General features: G+C 60.4%; 16 protein-coding genes. 11 read left to right on the top strand and 5 right to left on the bottom strand.

Annotated features, from left to right (window positions below; genetic code table 11):
* Nucleotides 1-337 precede the first annotated feature (337 nt).
* From QGN30_RS12680 to QGN30_RS12655, 6 genes are all read left to right on the top strand, one after another.
* A complete protein-coding gene (locus QGN30_RS12680) occupies nucleotides 338-757 on the top strand; it encodes an MmpS family protein (protein WP_038538681.1) in 420 nt (139 codons plus the stop codon).
* The gene (locus tag QGN30_RS12675) at nucleotides 754-3,645 is read left to right on the top strand and encodes an MMPL/RND family transporter (protein ID WP_038536618.1); all 2,892 of its coding nucleotides are present in this window, start codon (nucleotides 754-756) and stop codon (nucleotides 3,643-3,645) included. The genes QGN30_RS12680 and QGN30_RS12675 overlap by 4 nt, the downstream gene beginning before the upstream one ends.
* An 86-nt stretch (nucleotides 3,646-3,731) precedes the next feature.
* Nucleotides 3,732-6,647, top strand: a complete 2,916-nt coding sequence (locus tag QGN30_RS12670) for an MMPL/RND family transporter (RefSeq protein WP_038536621.1) — start codon at nucleotides 3,732-3,734, stop codon at nucleotides 6,645-6,647.
* Nucleotides 6,648-6,869: 222 nt separating this feature from the next.
* The gene (locus QGN30_RS12665; protein ID WP_042792053.1) at nucleotides 6,870-7,817 is read left to right on the top strand and encodes a daunorubicin resistance protein DrrA family ABC transporter ATP-binding protein; all 948 of its coding nucleotides are present in this window, start codon (nucleotides 6,870-6,872) and stop codon (nucleotides 7,815-7,817) included.
* Nucleotides 7,814-8,554: an ABC transporter permease gene (locus tag QGN30_RS12660; RefSeq protein ID WP_038536623.1), complete on the top strand. Its 741-nt coding sequence runs from the start codon at nucleotides 7,814-7,816 to the stop codon at nucleotides 8,552-8,554. The genes QGN30_RS12665 and QGN30_RS12660 overlap by 4 nt, the downstream gene beginning before the upstream one ends.
* Nucleotides 8,554-9,345, top strand: coding sequence for an ABC transporter permease (locus QGN30_RS12655; protein WP_080749730.1), 792 nt, complete (start codon nucleotides 8,554-8,556; stop codon nucleotides 9,343-9,345). Before QGN30_RS12660 ends, QGN30_RS12655 begins: the two co-directional genes overlap by 1 nt.
* A gap of 59 nt (nucleotides 9,346-9,404) precedes the next feature.
* Here the strand turns inward: QGN30_RS12655 and QGN30_RS12650 are convergent, their stop codons facing one another.
* The 4 genes from QGN30_RS12650 to gmd all read right to left on the bottom strand — a co-directional run bounded on the left by QGN30_RS12650 (nucleotide 9,405) and on the right by gmd (nucleotide 13,109).
* Entirely contained in the window at nucleotides 9,405-10,202 is a 798-nt protein-coding gene (locus QGN30_RS12650) for a glycosyltransferase family 2 protein (RefSeq protein WP_038536627.1), read from the bottom strand.
* A gap of 95 nt (nucleotides 10,203-10,297) precedes the next feature.
* Entirely contained in the window at nucleotides 10,298-11,029 is a 732-nt protein-coding gene (locus tag QGN30_RS12645; RefSeq protein ID WP_038538687.1) for an FkbM family methyltransferase, read from the bottom strand.
* Nucleotides 11,030-11,116: 87 nt separating this feature from the next.
* Nucleotides 11,117-12,133, bottom strand: a complete 1,017-nt coding sequence (locus QGN30_RS12640) for a GDP-L-fucose synthase family protein (protein ID WP_376713502.1) — start codon at nucleotides 12,131-12,133, stop codon at nucleotides 11,117-11,119.
* Nucleotides 12,087-13,109, bottom strand: a complete 1,023-nt coding sequence (gene gmd, locus QGN30_RS12635; RefSeq protein WP_038536629.1) for a GDP-mannose 4,6-dehydratase — start codon at nucleotides 13,107-13,109, stop codon at nucleotides 12,087-12,089. The genes QGN30_RS12640 and gmd overlap by 47 nt, the downstream gene beginning before the upstream one ends.
* 354 nt (nucleotides 13,110-13,463) lie before the next feature.
* On the opposite strand from gmd, the gene QGN30_RS12630 reads away from it, so the two are divergent.
* A complete protein-coding gene (locus QGN30_RS12630) occupies nucleotides 13,464-14,942 on the top strand; it encodes a glycosyltransferase family 87 protein (protein ID WP_248923131.1) in 1,479 nt (492 codons plus the stop codon).
* 319 nt (nucleotides 14,943-15,261) lie between these two features.
* Here the strand turns inward: QGN30_RS12630 and QGN30_RS12625 are convergent, their stop codons facing one another.
* Entirely contained in the window at nucleotides 15,262-16,020 is a 759-nt protein-coding gene (locus QGN30_RS12625; protein WP_165576421.1) for a GNAT family N-acetyltransferase, read from the bottom strand.
* Between the two features lie 246 nt (nucleotides 16,021-16,266).
* On the opposite strand from QGN30_RS12625, the gene QGN30_RS12620 reads away from it, so the two are divergent.
* The 4 genes from QGN30_RS12620 (at nucleotide 16,267) to QGN30_RS12605 (ending at nucleotide 20,935) form a co-directional block, all read left to right on the top strand.
* Complete coding sequence (locus tag QGN30_RS12620; protein WP_042909749.1) at nucleotides 16,267-17,211, top strand: glycosyltransferase family 2 protein; 945 nt, start codon at nucleotides 16,267-16,269, stop codon at nucleotides 17,209-17,211.
* A gap of 39 nt (nucleotides 17,212-17,250) precedes the next feature.
* Entirely contained in the window at nucleotides 17,251-18,417 is a 1,167-nt protein-coding gene (rffA, locus tag QGN30_RS12615) for a dTDP-4-amino-4,6-dideoxygalactose transaminase (protein WP_248923132.1), read from the top strand.
* Nucleotides 18,418-18,832: 415 nt separating this feature from the next.
* Complete coding sequence (locus QGN30_RS12610; RefSeq protein WP_134770495.1) at nucleotides 18,833-19,396, top strand: class I SAM-dependent methyltransferase; 564 nt, start codon at nucleotides 18,833-18,835, stop codon at nucleotides 19,394-19,396.
* Between the two features lie 144 nt (nucleotides 19,397-19,540).
* Nucleotides 19,541-20,935: a UDP-glucose dehydrogenase family protein gene (locus QGN30_RS12605; RefSeq protein WP_236591260.1), complete on the top strand. Its 1,395-nt coding sequence runs from the start codon at nucleotides 19,541-19,543 to the stop codon at nucleotides 20,933-20,935.
* Nucleotides 20,936-21,198: the final 263 nt, after the last annotated feature.

Below are 21,198 nucleotides of genomic sequence, written 5' to 3'. Positions count from 1 at the left end.
GGGGGGCGGGGCTCGCATGAGGTAACGGAGACACGACTGGTCGGCGACGTACACCGCATCAAGGCGCCGCAGTCTGGCGTGTTGCTACCGGTCTGTAGTTGCATGTTCGGGTGGCGGAGCCCGCGCGGACATGAAGACGGCTGAAGGGGGTGCAGTGGTCGAATCCGACGTGCGGGCCCGGCCCGACAACACCATCGCGGAAGGACGAGAAATTAGCCAACCGTCTGGCCGGCGACGCGGTTTCTTGGGCTTTGGTCGCCGATCTTCGCCTGAACCCACACTGCAAACTGGCCGTCAAACGAATCGACCCAAAAAGAGTGCCGCAGTTTTCGGCCTTCTGAAGCGGCTGTGGATCCCGTTGGTGATCGTGGCGGTGGTCATTGCCGGGGGCATGACCGTTTCGCGGTTGCACGGCGTTTTCGGTTCCGAGCACCGCCCGTCGTACGCCGAATCACGGCAACAGGACACCAAACCGTTCAACCCCAAGCACGTGAAATACGAGGTCTTCGGCCCAGCGGGGACGATGGCCGACATCAGCTACTTTGACGCCAATGGCGAGCCGAACCACATCACCGGCATCGTGCTGCCATGGTCGTTCGACATCTCGACGACGTTGCCGTCAATCGTGGGAAACGTAGTGGCGCAGGGCAATAGCGACACTCTTGGCTGCCGCATCGTGGTGGACGGCGTCGTCAAATCCGAGAGGATCTCGCACCAATTGAACGCATTCACCTACTGCGTGTTGACGGCCACATGAGTACCCAGCAATTGGAGACCCAACCGGCCGCGCGACCACGCATAGCGCGGATCATCCACCGCTTGTCGGTGCCCATCATCTTGGGTTGGCTCGGCATCGCCGTCCTCATCAGCGTCGCCGTCCCCTCGCTGGAAAAGGTTTCGGCCGAGCACGCGGTGTCGCTCAGCCCCCTGGGGGCGCCGTCGTTCAAGGCGATGGAGCGCCTGGGCCAGGATTTCAAGGAAACCAACACCGGCGCCCTGGCCATGGTCCTGCTGGAGGGTCAGCAGCAACTGGGCGAGGACGCGCACACGTATTACACGCGTTTGGTTCACCTCTTGGAGGCCGACCACGCGCATGTGCAGCACGTCCAGGATTTCTGGGGTGATCCGCTGACCCGCGGTGCCGCGCAGAGCCAGGACGGCAAGGCCGCATACGTTCAGGTGAACCTGAACGGCAATGCGGGCGCGGCCGCGGGCGACGAATCTGTGGCCGCAATTAGAAAGATCGTGCAACAGGCTTCTCCGCCGCCCGGGCTGAAGGTCTACGTGACCGGCCCCGCGGCCATCGTCGCGGACATGAACATCGCCGGCGCGAAGACGGTCGCGCTAGTTACTTTGGCCAGCCTTTGCGTGATCTTCCTGACGCTGCTGCTCGTTTATCGGTCGGTTGTCACCGTCATCCTTCTGCTGCTCATCGTCGGCCTGGAATTGCAGATTGCGCGCGGAATGGTCGCGCTACTCGGCCACCTCGGGCTGGTCGGCCTTACGACGTTTGCTGTCAACTTGCTGGTCGCGGCGGTCATCGCGACGGGGACCGACTACGGCATCTTCTTCGTCGGCCGATATCAAGAGGCTCGGCAGGCCGGTGAAAGTCGTGAAGACGCCTTTTACACCACCTTCAGTGGGGTCGCGAAGGTTGTGTTGGCCTCTGGCTTGACCATCGCGGGCGCGGTGCTTTGCCTCAGCTTTACCCGCCTGCCGTTTTTCCAGCCCCTCGGTATCCCGTGTGCGGTCGGCATAGCGGTTGCGGTCCTTATTGCACTGACACTCGGGCCGGCGCTGCTCGCCGCCGGCGCCCGGTTCGGAATGTTCGAACCGCGGCGGGCGGTCTCCGCGCGCAGGTGGCGCCGCATCGGCACGGCGATCGTCCGCTGGCCGGCGCCCATTCTCGTTGCCTCGTTGGCTGTCGCGCTGATCGGGCTGCTGGCACTGCCGAATTACCGGCCCAGCTATGACGACCAGAAATTCATTCCGGACAGCATTCCTGCGAACGTCGGATATGCGGCGGCGGCACGCCATTTTCCTGGCCAGCGTATGCAGATGCCCGAGATTCTGCTGGTCGAGACCGACCATGATTTGCGCAATCCGACGGATATGTTGGTGATCAACAAACTCGCTAAGGGCGTATTGGGCGTTCCGGGAATTGCGACGGTGCAAACCGTGACGAGGCCCGAGGGTGTCCCGCTGCAGCACACCACGATCCCCTGGATCATCAGCATGAGTCAGGCGAGCCAGCTCCAGAACATGGCCTTCCAAAAGGACCGCATGAACGACATGCTCGTCCAGGCCGAAGAGCTGGGCAAAATGATCGGCATCATGCAGCACATGCTGGACCTGATGAAGCAGCTCGTGGCCACGACTCACCACATGGTCGGGACGACGCATGAGATGCAGGACATCACGTCGGAATTGCGCGACCATATTTCGGATTTCGAGGACTTTTGGCGTCCATTGCGCAGCTACTTCTATTGGGAAAAGCACTGCTACGACATTCCGATCTGCTTCTCCCTGAGGTCCATTTTCGACACGCTCGACGGCGTGGACTTGATCAGCGACAAGCTGGGCGACCTGGTGAAGGATCTCGATCAGTTGGATGCCATCATGCCGCAACTGGTGATGCAGATCCCGCCGATGATCGAAACCATGAAGGGCATGCGCAGCATGATGCTGACCATGCACAGCACCATGTCCGGCGTGATGGGCCAGATGGATTCGAGCGCCAAGGATCCGAGTGTCATGGGGCAGGCTTTCGATGCGTCCAGAAACGACGACTCCTTCTACCTGCCGCCCGGGATCATCAACGGCTCCGACGCCTTCAAGCGGGTCGAGAAGGTGTTCATGTCGCCGGACGGAAAGGACTTCCGTCTGCTGATCACCCAGCGGGGTGACCCGGCGACGCCCGAGGGCCTCTCACGGGTGGAACAGATCAAGACGGCGGCCGAGGAATCGCTCAAGGGGACGCCCCTCGAAAACGCCAAGATCTACCTGACGGGTACGGCGGCGATCACCAAGGACCTGGTGGACGGATCCAAGTTCGACCTCCTGATCGCCGGCGTCTCCGCGCTCTGCCTGATCTTCATCATCATGCTGATCATGACGCGAAGCTTCATTGCCGCCATGGTGATCGTCGGCACGGTGTTGCTGTCCCTCGGCGCATCCTTCGGGCTGTCCGTGCTGGTCTGGCAGGACCTCCTCGGCATGCAGCTGCACTGGACTGTGTTGTCCACCTCGGTGATCGTGTTGTTGGCGGTGGGCTCCGACTACAACCTGCTGCTGGTCTCCCGCATGAAGGAGGAATTGGCCGCCGGGATCCACACGGGCATCATTCGCGCCATGGGCGGCACCGGGAAGGTTGTCACGAATGCCGGCCTGGTGTTCGCGTTCACCATGGCCTCGATGGTGGTCAGCGACCTGCGCAGCATCGCTCAGCTGGGGACCACGATCGGTTTGGGACTGTTGTTCGACACGTTGGTGGTGCGCGCGTTCATGACGCCCTCCGTCGCCGCGCTGCTCGGGCGTTGGTTCTGGTGGCCGCAACTGGTGCGCCCCCGCCCCGCCAGCACCATGCTCCGGCACACGGGGCCCCGTCCATTGGTCCGTTCATTGCTTCTGAAGCAGTCCCAGTAGGTGGTGCTTTCCACAGTGATGGAAACAGCAACCGTGGGGAAGTTCGTGACACGGGGTAGTAACGCCGCCCGCCTGCTGGGGGCCGCATGACGACCCAACCCGTGCGGCCTTCCCGCGTCGCCCGGTTTATCCGCCGCTTTGCGGCCTTCATCATCATCGGGTGGGTGGCGCTGACCCTGCTGGTGACGTTCGGCGTGCCGCGGCTCGAGATCGTGGGTCAACAGCACTCGGTGCCACTGGCCCCCCAGGACGCCCCTGCGGTCCAGGCCATGCAGCGCATGGGCCGGGACTTCAAAGAGTCCGATTCGGACAGCTTCGGGATGCTGGTCCTCGAGGGGCAGCAACAGCTGGGCGATTCGGCACACGCCTACTACGACAAGTTGGTTCGTGAACTCAAAGCCGACACCAAGCACATAGAGCACGTGCAGGATTTGTGGGGAGATCGCCTCACCGCGGCGGGCGCGCAAAGTCCCGACGGCAAGGCCGTTTACGTGCAGTTAAACCTGGCGGGTAACCAGGGCACGACGCAGGGTCAGGAATCTGTGGCGGCGGTGCGCGACATTATCGCCAAGACGCCACCGCCCCCCGGCATTCAGGCCTATGTCACCGGCCCGGCGGCACTTTTTTCCGATATGCAGCTCGCCGGTGACCGATCCATCCTGAAAATGACCATGATCGGCGCGCTGATCATTTTCATCGTGCTGCTTTTGGTCTACCGCTCCGTCGTCACGGTGATCCTTTTGCTGCTCACGGTGGGCATCGAAGTCTTCGCCGCCCGAGGCGTCATCGCCTTTATTGCTGATCACAACTTCATCGCCCTGTCTACGTTTGCCGTCAACCTGCTGGTGGCTCTGGCAATGGCGGCCGGAACCGACTATGCGATTTTCTTTTTCGGCCGTTATCAAGAGGCGCGTCAGGCCGGCGAGGATCGGGAAACAGCGTTCTTCACCACCTATCGCAGCGTCTCCCCCGTGGTCTTGGGTTCCGGTCTGACGATCGCGGGGGCGATGTTGTGCCTGAGCTTTACCCGCATGCCGATCTTCCAGACCATGGGCCTGCCTTGCTCCCTGGGCATGCTGATTTCGGTGGTGATCGCTCTGACCCTCGTTCCGGCGGTTCTGACCGTCGGCGGTGGTGTCGGGTTATTCGACCCGAAGCGCACGATCGGGTTCGGCCGCTGGCGCCGGATCGGCACGGCAATCGTCCGCTGGCCCGCACCCATCCTGTGCGCGACGATAGCGATCGCCATCGTCGGCCTGGCCACTTTGCCCGGCTACAAGACGAGCTACAACAATCGGCTCTACATGCCCGACAGCGTTCCCGCCAACGTCGGGTACGCGGCCGCCGATCGTCATTTCAATCAATCACGAATGATGCCCGAAATCGTGATGATCGAGGCCGACCACGACATGCGGAACCCGGCAGATTTCCTGGTGTTGCACAGGCTTGCGAAGCGAATCTTCGGAGTTCACGGGATCTCTCGTGTGCAGGGCATCACGCGGCCCGAGGGAACGCCTATCCAGCACACGTCGATTCCGTTCCTGATCAGCATGCAACAAGCGATGATCCATCAAGACATCAAATACATGCAGGCGCGGATGGACGACATGCTCGTGCAGGCGGACATGCTGGCCAAGCAGATCGAAATCATGAAGCGCATCTACCAATTGCAGAGCCAGCTCACCGACATTACTCACGATTCCATCATGAAGACCAAGGAAATGGTCGTTATTATTCATGAATTGCGTGACCACATCTCAGATTTCGAAGACTTTTTCAGGCCGCTTCGTAGCTATTTCTATTGGGAAAAACACTGCTACGACATCCCCATATGTTTTTCGCTCAGGAGCATATTCGAAACTCTGGACGGGGTCGATACCTTAAGCGACAAAATGGTGGACCTTGTCAAGGATCTCGACAACATGGACAAGCTGATGCCTCAGCTGCTCGAGCAATACCCGCCGATGATCGCGATGTCGGAGGACATGCGAAACATGATGCTGACAAATCACAGCACCATGTCCGGGATCATCGGCCAGATGGACAGCAGCGACCAGGACGCCGTCGCCATGGGAGAAGCGTTCGACGCCTCCAAGAACGACGACTCGTTCTATCTGCCGCCGGACATCTTCGACAATGCGGACTTCAAGAAAGCGATGAGTCAATTCTTGTCGCCGGACGGGAAGGCAGCGCGTTTCATCATTTCGCACCGAGGCGATCCCGCTACGTCGGAGAGCGTGGCCCGTATCGACAAAATCAGGCAAGCGGCGGAAGAAGCGCTCAAGAACACGCCGCTGGAAAGCGCGAAGATCAACATCGCCGGTACCGCGTCGACTTTTAAGGACTTCCGGGATGGTTCGACGTACGACCTCTTGATTGCCGGCGTGGGTGCGCTGTGTCTGATTTTCATCATCATGCTCATCATCACCCGAAGTTTTGTGGCCGCCCTCGTCATCGTGGGCACGGTGACGCTCTCATTGGGCGCCTCGTTCGGGCTGTCGGTGCTGATCTGGCAGTACATCTTCGGCATCGAGCTGTACTGGATGGTGCTGCCCATGTCGGTCATCGTCCTGCTGGCGGTGGGGTCCGACTACAACCTGCTGCTGGTGTCCCGCATGAAAGAGGAGATCGCCGGTGGAATCAATACGGGCATCATTCGCGCGATGGGCGGCACCGGGAAGGTCGTGACGAACGCGGGCCTCGTGTTCGCATTTACCATGGCGTCGATGGTGGTCAGTGACTTGCGCATCATTGGCCAGGTCGGAACCACGATCGGCCTAGGTCTGATGTTCGACACCTTGATCGTGCGCTCGTTCATGACACCCACCATTGCGGCGCTGCTCGGGCGTTGGTTCTGGTGGCCGCTGTTGGTTCGGCCGCGGCCGGCCAGCCTGTTGCTTCGCTCAGTGGGCACGCGTCCGTCGGTGCGCACCCTGCTACACCACGACGATGACGCGGACGCCCCCACAGCCGAGATCCCAATCCCCCGCTCGACCGTCTGAGTTGCTTGCCGCGTTTCATTGCCCGGGCAACGGGGCGCTCAACGCCCGCCGCGAAGAATGTGGTGAGAAAGGTTGGATGCCAATGATTTCGGCAAGACCATCCCGAACTCCCCCACCGCAATCAGATTTGGACGACGACCGAGGAAAGGCCTGTGCCATACCCCATACCGCTGTCCACCTATACCGCCAACGTGTCGGTACGCACCGTGAAATACTCCTACCGTGAGCCCATTGGCGATCGAGGTTGTCGGCCTCACGAAGACATTTGGGCGCGACATGCTCGCGCTGAATGGCGTGGACTTCTCGGTTCCCGCCGGGACGGTATGCGGGCTCCTCGGCCACAACGGCGCCGGCAAGACCACCACAATCAACATCCTGTCCACACTGATACGTCCCAGCTCAGGCCGGGCCAGCGTGGCCGGGCACGACATCGTCCGTCAGCCAGCCGAGGTACGTGCCAGCATCGGGATGGCCGGGCAGTTCACTGGACTGGATCCCATGCTCACGGGCCGCGAAAACCTGGTGTTGTTCGGCAGGCTGCGCGGCCTGAATCGCCGTGGGGCGAAGGCGTGCGCCGACGAACTTCTCGAACGGTTTGACCTAGTCGCCGCCGCTGACCGCCGGGTCGCGACATATTCCGGTGGTATGCGCCGACGTGTAGACCTGGCCAGCGCCCTGGTGGTGCCACCGAAGGTGCTTTTCCTCGACGAGCCGACCACTGGGCTGGACCCACGCAGCCGCCGTGACGTATGGGCCCTGGTGAGTTCGTTGGCTGTGCAAGGCATGACTGTGCTGCTGACCACCCAGTATCTGGAAGAAGCCGACGTGCTGAGCGACTCGATCGTCGTCATCGATCACGGGCAGGTGATTGCCAGCGGCACCGCGGAGGAGCTCAAGCACGCCGTGGGCACCAGCTACTGTCAGGTGACCCCGGCCAATCCCGCCGAGCTGTCCCGGGTCGCAGCGGCGTTGACCGGGCTCGAAGGGATCGAGATCGACACCGACACGAGCTCTGTGTCGGTGTTCGCCCCCGACGGGGTGTCCACGCTGGTCGAAGTGTTTCGCCGGGTCGATGCGCTCGGCCTCGAACTCGCCGACATCTCGCTGCGCAAGCCGTCGCTCGACGAAGCCTTCCTGCACCTCACCGAACGGACCGTCACCCGTTCATGAGCGCTGTGACCGCACTCACCGAACGTTCGTTGAAATCCGCGGCACGTGACGGCGAGATGATCTTCGAGATCCTCTCGCCGGCAGCGTATTTGGTGGGGTTCGGGGTGGCTCTACACGGTTTGATCGACACGGGACAAATCAGCTATTCGCAATATCTGCTGCCCGCCGTGGTGGTCCAGTCGATGATCGTCGTTGGGCTGCTCACCGCGGACCGCGCTTCACGTGACCACCTGTGCGGGTTCGGCGAACGGATGCGTACCTTGCCAATCGCAGCCGCGGCGACGGTGACTGCGCGCGTGACTGCCACCCTGATGCGGGGAATGCTCGCCCTGGTGGTGGCGATGGTTGCCGGCTATGTATTCGGTTTCCGCATGACCGGCGGGCTGGGGTACGCGATAGCTTTCCTGTTCATCGCCCTGCTGCTGTGCTTGGCCGTGGCGCTCGGCGCCGACGCGCTCGGATCTAGTGCGAACAGCGTCCAGGGTGCCAGTCACCTGCTGTTTGTCCCCCAGCTTCTGCTGTTCATGCTTTCCACCGGGCTCGCCCCCGAGAAGACTTTCCCAGATTGGCTGCGCCCGTACGTCCGGAACCAGCCGGTGTCACAGTTCGCCGAAACCCTACGCGGGTTGGCAAGCGGAAGGGTGCTGGGCGGCACCTTGGCTGCCACGCTGGCGTGGTGCGCGGGCATGGTGGTGGTCTTTGGCGCGATAGCACTGCGGATGCAGAGGCGCGGGTAATGACGCATCGCCTCCTGCCACATGGATCCCTCCTCAAACAAAGTTGGGTGCAGGCCGGTCGGCTACTTCTTCGGTGGCGTCGTGACCAAGCCGTCTTGATGGGGTCACTGCTGCTCCCCGTCTTCCTTCTGTTCGCCTATCAAATTGTGCTGGGCGGGCGGGTGCGCGAGGTTACCGGCGTCGAGAGCGTCTACGGCATAGTGCCCATGTGTGCGGTGATATCCGCCCTCTTCGGCTCCCTGGGCAACTCAGTCGGTATCACCACGGATCGCGAGTCGCATCTGCTCAGCCGGATATGGGTGCTGCCGATCCACCGGGCAAGCGCTATCACTGGTTGGGTGCTGTCGGAGGTCGTGCGCGCATTCATCGGCACGACGCTGATTACCGCGATCGGACTGGCGATGGGGCTCCGCTTTTCAGGGGGCTGGCCTGCGGCACTGGTGTTCATTCTGATCCCGTCGATCGTGGTGACGGGGTTCACGGCTCTGGTGATGGCGATGGCGGTGCGCAAAAATGGCCGCACCGCAATGACGTGGTTGTTGGCTATCACGTTCTCGATGGCGTTCGTCAATCCCGGCGCCACTCCCATTGGCCTCTTCCCAGACTGGGTTCGGCCATTGATCCGCATGCAACCGATATCGCCGCCCATCGAGACGATGAGGGGACTAGCCCACGGCGGGCCAATCGCGTGGCCTCTGACGGTAACGCTCAGTTGGGCGGTCGTGCTGCTCGTGGTCTTCATTCCGTTAGCCGTACGCGGCTATCGGCTGGCCGCCGAAGCCAGTGCTTGAACCCGCCTCGGGCACACGCTTTCCGCCCCTGACAACGAGGGTGTCGCAACGAACCTGCGCTACTGCTGTGCCCGCGCCTTCGATGCGGCTCTGGACCTGATCATCAAGGCGCGCAACGCTAGTCGACGGTTCTCTTTTTTCCGGAAGAACGCCAGCATCCGGCTACACGTCTCCCAGGCGGCCACCCAAAAATACATCGGCAGCCGCTTTCTGAACTCCCTATCGGTGCTCTGCCTCATACTGAGCCCGGTCATGTCGTTGTATTCGGCGATGACGATGTCCATGTATCGTGTCACGAGCGCCGGGTTGGAGAAGCAGCGGATGTTGAAATCCCAATCAGCCCAGACCGGATAGCGCAAGTTGTAGGGACCAATGCCGTCAAATAGCTTGCGGCGGTAGAAGATTGACTGGTGGCACAGGTTCGTCTCAAACAGCAGACGATCGAGGTCGAACGCGCCGGCGTGGCGGGCCCCGGTTGATCGCATGACGACATCGCCATAGACCAGGTCGCTCGGCTCATGGCTGCGAATGAAGGCGGCCACAAGCTCCAGGGTGGCCGACTCCAGCAGCGTGTCATCGGATCCCAGGAAGAGCACCCATTCCCCGGTCGCCATGCCGACGCCGCGATTCATGGCGTCGTAGGGGCCCTGGTCCGGGCCACTGTGGATGACCAGGCGTTCACCGAGGCCGGCGCCAAAACTATTCGCTATGTCGATGGTTCCATCCGTCGAAGCGCCGTCTACGAGTACCAGTTCGTAGTCGGTGTACGTCTGGCGGGTAATGCTTTCGATGCAGGCCTGCAGAGTCGCGGCCGAGTTGAACGTGGGGACGATGATCGAAAACGTTGGTGCACTCATGACGCTACTCCACGGCTTTCGACTTGGCCGTCGGTCGGAACCATAGACACTTCATCTGGATTCGATTCAGGCGACAGAACAAATGCATTGTCAAGTCAATTCTTCTCACGCAAAAATACACCGTCGGCTTGCAGCATCCGGCCGTCCCTGGGATCGATAAAACACGGTAGCAATCCGGTTAGCGTAAAACCCTTGGAATAGGCCCACTCGAGCGCCTCCGGGATAAGCATGCTCCCTTCATACAAAGGCAGGAAGGAAAGTTCGAGTTGCATGCCCACACAGCTGTTGGCGAGCGTCGATTCACTACCGGCCAGCACTTGCTTCTCGAAACCTTGAACGTCGATCTTGAGGAAAGTCACATCGGTTGGCCGCAAAATTTCTGGCGCCACAGAGTCAAGCCGATATACGGCGACGTCTTCGGCGCCAACGTAATTCGCTGGTGGGAAGGCGTCCTGATGGCTTTTCAGCATCGGCAGTACGGAACTGCTCTGAGCAGCATTGCCTGCAATATTCACCGACACCGTGCCGTCGGCGTCCCCCAGCGCGTACTGCCGGCAATCCCAAAGTGGATCTTTTGACGCCCTTCTTTCTAGCGTCGCAAAAGGCTGCGAGAGGGGCTCGAATGATACCATGCGGCCCTGGTAGCCCGCTTTGCGGAGGCCGGCAGCGTATTGCCCCGTGTTTGACCCTATGTCGAAAACTACATTCACATTAAGTGATTCAAGTTGTTTGACGAACTTACGTTTCCAATTGCGCTCGGAGAAGTAGCGCAACAGTTCGGAAGGGGCGGCGCGCGCGATCAAACGAGCCTGATCCAGCAATTGCATCACATAACACTAACATGCGAATGGCCGAGGAGATTGCCGCTTCGGGGGGAACTGACGTCCAGATATGCGTCTCGTACGCGCTCTGCTCTATTGCCGCGCCGCGGCTGTGTTCGCGCGATACCACGCCACCGTTGCCTCAATACCGTCGCGCAGGGAGATTTTGGGCTGCCAACCCAGGCCTCGTAACACCGCGACGTCCAGCAGCTTGCGCGGCGTTCCGTCCGGTTTCGTTTGGTCCCAGTGCGTTTCGCCCGCATAGCCAACCGCGGTGACAACCATCTCGGCGATCTCACTGATGCTGTGATCGACACCGGTACCCACGTTGACGTGATCCGGGCCGTCAAAATGTTCGAGAAGGTACAGGCACGCGTTGGCTAAGTCATCGACATGCAACAACTCTCGCTGTGGGGTTCCGGTGCCCCAGTTCGTCACGCTCCGGGCTCCGCTCGCCTTCGCTTCCTCATATCTGCGGATGAGGGCAGGCAGCAGGTGTGAACCCGATGGGGAGAAGTTATCGCCGGGTCCGTACAGATTGGTGGGCATCGCCGAAATCCACGCCAAGCCGTATTGGCGCCGAACCGCCTGTACATGAAGGATTCCCGCGATCTTTGCAATCGCGTACGCGTCGTTTGTCGCCTCTAGTGGGCCGGTGAGCAACGCGCTCTCCGGGATGGGCTGCGGAGCGAACTTCGGGTAGATACACGAGGATCCGAGGAACAGCAACCGTGGCACCCTTGCGGCCAACGCCGCATCCAGTAGGTTGACCTGGATTTGCAGGTTTTCGGACAAGAAATCCGCGGGATAGGTGTTATTCGCCATGATGCCGCCCACCTTGGCGGCGGCATCAATCACGATCTGCGGCTTCGACTCGAGAACGAAGTCAAATGTTGCCTCCCGGTCCATCAAGTCGAGTTCACTGTGCGACCGCATAAGAAGATTCGTGAACCCTTCGGCCTCAAACTGGCGCACCAACGCAGATCCGACCAGGCCGCGGTGCCCTGCGATGTATATGGGTGATCCGCGGTCAAGGACGCCGACTGACACGGTCATATTCTGGTCATTCCCAACCGGCGAGGGCCGGCTTGTCGATCCATGGCCTGCCATCGCATTCCAACGCGGCGATGTCCGCATCCACCATGATCCGCGCCAAATCGCCGCTGTGTACGGAAGCCTTCCACCCAAGCGATTGCTCGGCCTTGGTGGCATCGCCGATAAGTGCATCCACTTCGGTGGGCCGCAGATAACGGTCGTCGAATTTCACATACTTCTGCCAGTCGAGGCCGGCGTGATCGAAAGCGGTCTGGGCGAACTCGCGCACGGTGTAACCGCGCCCCGTCGCCAGAACGAAATCCTGCGGGTCGGGGGCCTGCAGCATCCGCCACATCCCCTCGACGTATTCAGGCGCATACCCCCAGTCACGAACGGCATCGAGATTACCGAGATAGACGTCTAACTGGACACCGGCTTTGATACGTGCCACTGCTCGCGTGATCTTTCGCGTCACGAATGTCTCGCCCCGCCTAGGTGATTCGTGATTGAACAAAATGCCGTTCACCGCGAACAGGCCGTACGCCTCCCGGTAGTTACGTGTCGCCCAGTACGAAAAGACCTTGGCCGCACCGTATGGCGAACGCGGATAGAACGGCGTCTGCTCATTTTGCGGTGGCGGCGACGCACCGAACATCTCCGACGAGGATGCCTGGTAAAAGCGGCAGTCGATTCGAGACAGGCGAACGGCTTCGAGCAGTCGGATCGATCCCATGCCCGTGGTATCGCCGGTGTGCACCGGTTCGTCAAAGCTGACACGCACATGCGACTGCGCAGCAAGGTTGTACACCTCGTCGGGATCGATGGTGCTAAGCAAGGTAACCAATCGAGTGCCGTCGGTGAGGTCGCCGTAGTGCAGGAACAGTTGGGCGCCCGATTCATGTGGGTCGATGTAGAGATGATCGATCCGAGAGGTGTTGAAGGTTGACGCTCGACGGATGAGCCCGTGGACTTCGTACCCCTTGCTCAGCAGCAGCTCGGCGAGATACGAGCCGTCCTGTCCCGTGATTCCGGTTATGAGCGCGCGCTTCACTCGATTCCCATCATGCGGCCGTCTCACTCCTCGTTGTGTGGCTGCAACGGCGGGGCGTCACCATCGCTTCATAGTAGATGTCGTGGGCAAGCACGCACTGACCAAGGGCTTTGCTAATCCGTCCGTACTGAAATGTGGTTGCAGCGAGGTACACCGACGAACGACGTCAGCCCGGCTGAATTCCTTGTATTCCACAGACCTTTGCGCGAAACTCAATCCGCAGACCTGGCGCACACCCTCGCGCCAGGTCGTGTGCGCCTACTTTCGGGTTCCCGCGGCACGCGCGCGACTCCGATCCGGGCAATCATGCGCTCGCGCTCCACGACCCTTTCGAGCAGACCGAGGAGAACGCAGATGAATCGATCCCCTGCGGTGCCGCAACGTCGGGCGTTCGCGATCCGAACGCGACTCGAAGAGGTCACCGGCCAATCCGAGCGCACCATTCTTCTCGGCAGTGTCCTACTCTTGACGGCACTGTCAGCGGCGATGGGTTACGTGCTCGCCCAGTTCTTCGCGGTCGATGTGTCTACCTCTCTCTTGCACCCCCCCGAAGATTGCTTTGGCCGTTGGGGTACGAATATCGGTCGCCACTGCTTCAGCGACTATGCAATGGTTGTTGGCGCAGCGACACGCGACAACCCCTGGCAGCCATATCCGATGTTGGAACCGCATCCAACCCTCCGATTGGGCTACCCCGCGGCCGGAATATTGCCGCAACTGTTATTTGGGATTCCGGCGAAATGGCTCGGCGTTCCGTTGCTCGGGCTGTTCGGTTATGAGCTCGCTCTGTCGATTGCGGTTTTTTCTCCGGCCATCTGGGCGGCACGAGGGACGCAAGGCCTAGAGCGGGTAGTGGTATTCGTCGCTTTGGGCGCGGCGGCAATACCGGCTTGGGCCACGATTGATCGGGGTAACTCGGTCGGATTCGTCGTACCGATCGCATTGACGTTCCTGGTGGCGCTACGGCGGCAGCGCTGGGGATGCGTCACGGTCATGATTATCTTGGCTTCCCTGGTGAAACCACAATTCGCAGTGCTGGTTATCGCACTGTTCACGGCTCGGCAGTGGCGGATGGGCGGCTTCGGTGTTGCGGGAATTGCGATCGCCAACTTCGCTGCATATCTACTGTGGCCGCGGCACTTTCCGGCAACAATCACACAGTCGATTCACAACCTCTTCGGCACCAGTGGTTTGTATCTCACCGATCTCCGCAACGTGTCCTTCGGCAGAGCCATCCTGCTGGCTCCGGATTATTTCAAGCTTCTCCAAACGGGCCAACTCCCGGACAGTTTCCTCGCGGGGCCGCGTGCCCTGATCGGATATGGCATTTTGGCCGTCATCGTTGCCTGCATGTTGGGCTTGGGGCGGCGCATCGCCCCTGTGATGTCGGGCATCGTCTTACTCGCCACGGCAACGCTCTTTCCTCCCCTGGCTCTGTTTTACTACCTGGTATTTGTTTTGCCAGTCGCCGCACTCATAGTCCGAGACCCGAACGGGCCGCCCGGTGCTGGAATATTCGACAACCCGGAGGCCTTGGGCGGCAGGCGCCGCAAGGCTGGCATCTGGGTGAGCTTGGCGACGGCGCTCGCGATCGCGCAGATCGCACTGCCCGGGCCGATCATGAACATCGCTATTCCCGGTCAGACCGTGACCCGTGGAGTCGTGGGTACCACGGTGTTTATCACGCCATTTCTCTGGCTGGTCGCGTGCGCGATAATCATCGTCTCGTACGCGCGCCGGCCCGCTTCCGTACTTGGCCATGACCAAGAGCCTGCAATGCCGGATGTAGACAGCTGGGCCGGATCAGGTTCACCTGGAAGCTCTGGTAGATGAATCGGTTGCGGCCGTTCACGAGAAGGAAACCAGATGAAGTGCAACAGACACATCAATCGCGGCCTCGAGCTCAGCGGTCAAGCGCCATGAGCGTGGACCCCGGCGCACGTATCCACGACAACGCGCAGTTCACTTGCCGATTGCAAACCTCCACGCGCTCAGCGGTTTCGGCGCAATTAGGGTTTATCTGTTGAGAGAATCCCGATTGCACCTAATCGCAGATTACGTGCGGCGGTACCGTCCGCGACACACCGGCACATTCGGAGTTTGCGAAACGTTACCTGTTTGCGGGACTGTCACACAGTGAATGATCTGGCTATCAAAGCCCGTTGAACCACCGGTGGTACCACAATTGCACCGACTGGCTAAGAAAGCCGCATTGCTGATATACCGCTTGCGCTCGGACATTCCGCCCCTGAGTGACTACTTGTGCTCGGTCAAACGCTTGGCTCCGAAACCAGCTAATAGCCGCACCGACCAGGGCGCGTCCCAGACCTACGCCTTGGGCGGACGAGTCCACCCCGAGCAAACCGATTTGCCCGGTAGTCACATCAACTTTCTCGCATGTCACGTAGCCGGCGGGGCGTCCCTGCCATTCGGCTACGAGCACCACACCGGCGCTGTCTCTGCAGCTCTTATCGAGCCATGTTTCGTACAGGCGATCACACGTTTCCACCGGGAAGTGCCCGTCAAAATAGAACCGCGAATCCCGATAGCTGTCGCGGGCAATGGCTCTCAGGAGGTCAAGGTCGGTGGGTTGGACCGAGCGGATCGTCGAACCTTGCGGCACACCCGCCGCCTCCTCGAGTGAAGGAATGCGTCGGGTTAAGGTCAAGCGAATGTCAACCAACGCAAAGCCAGCCCCCTCGGCGCAACGAATGCTCGGCGCGTCGGAAGCCTCGGCTAAGAAATAGAGGCAATCAATTGCATTTGCCGCACACCACCGATCCGTGGCTTCTATGATCGCCGGGGACAGCTTAGTCGTCCGCAGCCGGCCGATTCCAATCCCGAAAAATTCTGAGTCCCATGCCAACCGCTCACAAACGTCCGTGTCGTGTCGGTTCTCCGGTCTCCTCATGCTGCCAGACCTACGATGTAGCCGGTCCATGGTTCGTGAGACAACGCCGATGGGCCACTCGTCGATGATACATAGCTACGGTATTGCAGCCCGCACAGAAGAGGGACAGTGTCCGCCAATTACCGTTCTCGCCCGGGACTTTGCCGGCGTCAACGCTGCCCTGCTCGCTCGGTCGGCTAGCGTCGTCCGATTCGGGCAAGTACCGCAGGATGCAATGTGAGACTGCAGATCCGATAAGGAGGCGCCGTGCTGACCGTAAGTATTGTCATACCCGTATATCGCGCAGCTCCGACACTGCGCGAGTTGCACGGTCAGTTGATCGCCGCGATGCCGCAGGTCTCCCCGACGTTCGAGATCATCTTCGTCGAGGATTGTGGCGGTGACGAGTCATGGTCTGTGATCTGCGAATTGGCGGCGGCGGACCAGCGGGTACGTGGCATCCGCATGAGCCGCAACTATGGTCAGCACAACGCACTGCTCTGCGGCATCCGTGCCGCCCGGTACGACGTAATAGTCACGATGGACGACGACCTGCAACATCCGGTGAGCGAAATTGCGCCACTTGTCGCCGCGCTTGGGCCAGACGTCGACGTTGTGTATGGCGCACCGCAAAGCGAACAACATGGGTTCCTGCGGCACGCCGCCTCACGCCTTACCAAGCTAGCCTTGGCAAGCGCCATGGGAGCCGATACGGCGCGCAACGTCAGTGCCTTCCGAGCTTTTCGAACTCGATTACGGGAGGGCTTTCGTGACTACCGCAGCCCCACCGTCTCCATCGATGTACTGCTCACGTGGGCAACATCTCGGTTCGCTGTGATCAAGGTGCGGCATGCGCCGCGTTCGGTTGGCGTAAGTGGCTACTCGGTTTCCCGCCTCATTCGCCACGCGATTGATTTGATGACAGGATTCAGTACGCTACCGCTGCAAATATCCAGCATCATGGGGTTCATCCTACTATTTTTCGGCTTATCCATCCTCGCGTATGTCGGTATCAACTTCATTATCAATGGCAGCGCGGTGCCAGGTTTCACATTTCTCGCGTCTATCATCGCAATTTTTTCCGGTGCGCAACTTTTCGCGCTGGGAATCATTGGCGAATATCTCGCCCGCATGCATTTCCGCATGATGGATCGACCGTCCTATCTGGTAAGTGAGACCGTGGCATGCGAAGGTACCGATGGCAGACGCTGACGAGATTTGGCGAGGATAGGTCGCGATGAGGATCTTTTAATGAACATCCGCATCCCGTTCAACAAACCGTCCGTGGTTGGACACGAACTACGCTATGTGGGCCAGGCGGTCGCAGGCGGGCACGCCAGCGGCGACGGGCCCTTCACCAAGCGCGCCCAGGATATGCTGGAAGAGAGCTTTAGCGCGAGGCGGGTGTTGTTGACGACATCCTGCACTGCCGCACTCGAGCTGGCCGCGCTCCTGTGCGACCTGCGCCCCGGCGACGAGGTAATCGTGCCGTCGTACACGTTTGTCTCCACGGCCAACTCGTTTGTTCTCCGCGGTGCCAAACCAGCCTTCGTGGATATCAGACCTGACACGCTGAACATTGATGAGCGGCTAATCGAGCAAGCGATAACTCCACGAACGCGCGCCATATTCCCGATCCACTATGCCGGCGTCGCCTGCGAGATGGATTCGATTATGGACATCGCCGAGCGTCATGGTTTGTTAGTGGTGGAGGATGCAGCGCAGGGTGTGTATGCCCAGTACAAGAATCGGTGGTTGGGCACAATCGGCCATTTAGGCTGCTACAGTTTTCACGAAACCAAGAATATTTCGTGCGGGGAGGGCGGTGCCCTCGTAATTAATGATCCAGCAATGGAGCATCGAGCCGAGATTTTGCGCGAGAAAGGCACGAATCGTAGCCAATTCATTCGCGGCCAAGCGGATAAATACACGTGGGTGGATGTGGGCTCGTCTTTCCTCCCGTCCGATATGCTCGCGGCATTCTTGGTAGGGCAGATCGAAAACATGGAAAAGATTACCCGGCGACGCGGCGAGATATTTGAGCGCTACGCCGCTACCCTGGCTCCGCTCGTGGAGCAGGGCCTCATTCGAGTACCCGCGGTGCCACCGCACTGTTCCACCAACTACCACATGTTCTATGTGCTGACCGCCGATATCGAAGAACGCACAGCACTGATCGCGCACTTACGTGCAGCTGGCATTCTCGCCGTATTCCACTATGTCCCACTGCATTCCGCGCCGTTTGCCCAATCACTCGGAGTGCACCAGTCGGAGTTGCCGAGGACGGATGAGTTCAGCGCGCGACTGCTCAGGCTGCCAATGTATTTTGATCTCACCGACCAAGAGGTCGACGAGGTGGCCGCGGCCGTGCTCGACTTCTATCGAACACGCAAGGTCCAATGCATGCATGGCGTATAACATTTGACGCCAGAGGTGGCGCTTACCCGTGAGGGCGGGCGCAGTAGCTTAAATCGCGTATCGACAAGACTTGTCTGCAGACCGCCATAAGAGGTTCGCCGGCGGATCCCAGGTCGCCGGTGGTAGTCGCTTCGCACTTGTGCTTGGCTCCTGCGGCAGTTGGTGGTCCCACTACCTAGGACGGAGCGCGCCCTTGGAGTCGCGGGTTATCCGCAGTGTCCAGCACCAACGCCCGACTGCCTCCGGGCGCCTTTGCGAACACGTACGATCGAGCCAATGCGATTTTGATACACAGCACAACGGGAGCGCATGGCACCATTTCAGTTGACACTAACTGGTTTTCGATCTCGCTAAGGATAGAGCTTTGGCATCAGAACGCAAAGGCGGCCTATATTCGGGCCTGCGGAATCCCAGGGTGTACGAATCGATCCAGCGCCTCATGGGCGCAGATGCGTTGCGGCGCGACTTTGCACAGCGCTTCGTGTGCGCCCAGCCAGGAGATCGCGTCCTTGATATTGGCTGCGGACCGGCGCAGTTGCGCGCGTACCTGCCAGACGTGCACTACATCGGTTGGGAGCCGAACGGCGCGTATGTGGAACAGGCGCGGAACACGTATGGCGACGGCGGGGACTTTCATGTCGGACTTTTCGGGCCGGTAGAAGCGAACACTCTCGCACCTGTGGACATCGCTATCGTGTCGGCTGTGCTGCACCACATGGATGACGCTCAGGCAAACGAGCTCTTCGGGCTGCTGCGACAGGTTCTCAAGCCGGGTGGGCGTGTCGTCACCCTCGACCCAGTCTTTACTGAGCGACAGAACCCGATCGCGCGATTGATCATTAGCCTTGATCGTGGTCGGCATGTGCGCTCGCCAGCGAGCTATGAGGCATTGGCGCGCGCTGCGTTCACGGACGTGCGCGGCCAAGTCGTCGTACAGGCGTTTCCGCCCTACACCCGTTTTTTCATGACGGCGCAATAACGACCTATTTCAACGTTGCAGACTGCATTTGAGGGTCGGCCGAGTATTCATAGCCCATGCCGCAACGTGCGATCGGCCGTCGAGCGAGCTGGGCTGAGGCGAACTGAGGCCAAACGCCATGCAAAGGAACCTGAGCTACGCGACATGCGGAATCGGGCGTGGACCTCGCGTGCTTGCGGCAATATGGGCGGCGATCGACTGATCGATGAAGGGATCATCTTGAAGATTTCGGTAATCGGATCCGGTTACGTGGGCCTGGTCACGGGCGCCTGCCTTGCGGATAGCGGCAACGAGGTCGTATGCGTTGATATCGACCGCGCGAAGATAGACGGACTCCTTGCAGGTGAGGTCCCCATCTATGAGCCCGGCCTGGCAGAGTTGATCGCGCGGAACCGGGAGGCCGGGCTCATCGACTTCACGACCGACAGCCGGCGCGGAGTTGAGCACGCGGACGTCATCTTCATCGCCGTCCCGACACCCATGGGGGAAAGCGGTGGGGCCGATCTCACTTACGTCTACTCGGCCGCTGAGGACATCGGCTCCCATATGGACCGCTACAAGATCGTCGTCAACAAGTCCACCGTGCCCGTCGGCACGGCCGACCGGGTCCGAGAGATCATCCGGTCTAAGACTCACCACGAATTCGACGTTGTGTCCAACCCCGAGTTCCTCAAGCAGGGCAAGGCATTGGCCGACTTCACACAGCCCGACCGGGTCGTGATCGGCAGCGACTCGAAGCACGCCCTCGCCGTCATGCGAGAACTCTACGAGCCGTTCCTTCGGAACTTCCATCCGGTCATCGCCATCGACATCAAGAGCGCCGAGATGGCGAAATATGCGGCCAACTGCTTCCTCGCAACCAAGATCTCTTTCATCAACGAGATCTCAAACTTGTGTGAGAAGGCCGGCGCCGATATCTCAGCAGTGCGGGAGGCCATCGGAGCGGACAAGCGCATCGGCTATGAATTTCTGTTCCCAGGGATCGGCTACGGAGGCTCTTGCTTACCCAAAGACGTTCAGGCACTGCTACATACCGCCGACAAGGTGGGCTCGAGCATGGACCTTCTGCGCGCGGTCCAAAGCGTCAATAGCGAGCAAAAGACGGCCCTTGTATCCAAGATCGTCACCCGTTTCGGAGCCGCGGACTCGCCCGAGAAGAACCTGCAAGGCGTGCGCATAGGGCTCTGGGGCCTCAGCTTCAAGCCACGGACCGACGATGTGCGCGCGGCCCCTTCCCTGGTCATCGCGAAAAAGCTCGTCGAGTCCGGTGCGACAGTGCGGGCGTTTGATCCCGAAGCAACCGAGCAGGCCAAAAAGGTGCTCGGGGATTCGATCGAGTACGCCGGCAACATGTACGAGGCGGTGCAGGACGCCGATGCGCTGCTGCTCCTGACGGAGTGGAAGCAGTTCCAGCGGCCGTCGTGGCCGCGCGTCAAGTCGGCGATGCGCGGTTCTGTCCTGTTCGACGGGCGAAACATCTACGACCCTCAACGCATGCGAGACGAGGGCTTCGAGTATTACGGCATGGGCCGGCTCTAGGATACGCAAATGGCGCCTCCCGTACCGCGTCTCGAGGCCACGCCCTCGTCGCGCAGGGAGGCTTCGACGGCACGATTCGGCGCGGGACCGGGCCGATTCAACCCCTCAAAGCTGGCCCGCCACTATCATTACGATGCCCTTGACCGCAGCCCACGAAAGAAAAAGCGAAATCCGACTGCATCAAGTGATCGAGAAACGCGTTCCGGCCTGAGCGCGAACACGATGTGTCCAAGCATTCGGGGGTGCACGTTGAGGCGCCACGG

Source organism: Mycobacterium sp. 3-98, from assembly GCF_035918355.1.
Lineage (GTDB): Bacteria > Actinomycetota > Actinomycetes > Mycobacteriales > Mycobacteriaceae > Mycobacterium > Mycobacterium intracellulare.
Note: the sequence above shows the minus strand (reverse complement) of the source record. Positions and strands in the feature narration are given on the sequence as shown.

What these genes read in the sequence shown, in the direction of transcription:
- rffA (WP_248923132.1), top strand. Translation starts at nt 17,251, where the DNA reads ATGAACATCCGCATCCCGTTCAACAAACCGTCCGTGGTTGGACACGAA.
- QGN30_RS12655 (WP_080749730.1), top strand. Translation starts at nt 8,554, where the DNA reads ATGACGCATCGCCTCCTGCCACATGGATCCCTCCTCAAACAAAGTTGG.
- QGN30_RS12605 (WP_236591260.1), top strand. Translation starts at nt 19,541, where the DNA reads ATGCGGAATCGGGCGTGGACCTCGCGTGCTTGCGGCAATATGGGCGGC.
- QGN30_RS12660 (WP_038536623.1), top strand. Translation starts at nt 7,814, where the DNA reads ATGAGCGCTGTGACCGCACTCACCGAACGTTCGTTGAAATCCGCGGCA.
- QGN30_RS12630 (WP_248923131.1), top strand. Translation starts at nt 13,464, where the DNA reads ATGAATCGATCCCCTGCGGTGCCGCAACGTCGGGCGTTCGCGATCCGA.
- QGN30_RS12645 (WP_038538687.1), bottom strand. Translation starts at nt 11,029, where the DNA reads ATGCAATTGCTGGATCAGGCTCGTTTGATCGCGCGCGCCGCCCCTTCC.
- QGN30_RS12675 (WP_038536618.1), top strand. Translation starts at nt 754, where the DNA reads ATGAGTACCCAGCAATTGGAGACCCAACCGGCCGCGCGACCACGCATA.
- QGN30_RS12650 (WP_038536627.1), bottom strand. Translation starts at nt 10,202, where the DNA reads ATGAGTGCACCAACGTTTTCGATCATCGTCCCCACGTTCAACTCGGCC.
- QGN30_RS12670 (WP_038536621.1), top strand. Translation starts at nt 3,732, where the DNA reads ATGACGACCCAACCCGTGCGGCCTTCCCGCGTCGCCCGGTTTATCCGC.
- QGN30_RS12625 (WP_165576421.1), bottom strand. Translation starts at nt 16,020, where the DNA reads ATGAGGAGACCGGAGAACCGACACGACACGGACGTTTGTGAGCGGTTG.
- QGN30_RS12640 (WP_376713502.1), bottom strand. Translation starts at nt 12,133, where the DNA reads ATGGCAGGCCATGGATCGACAAGCCGGCCCTCGCCGGTTGGGAATGAC.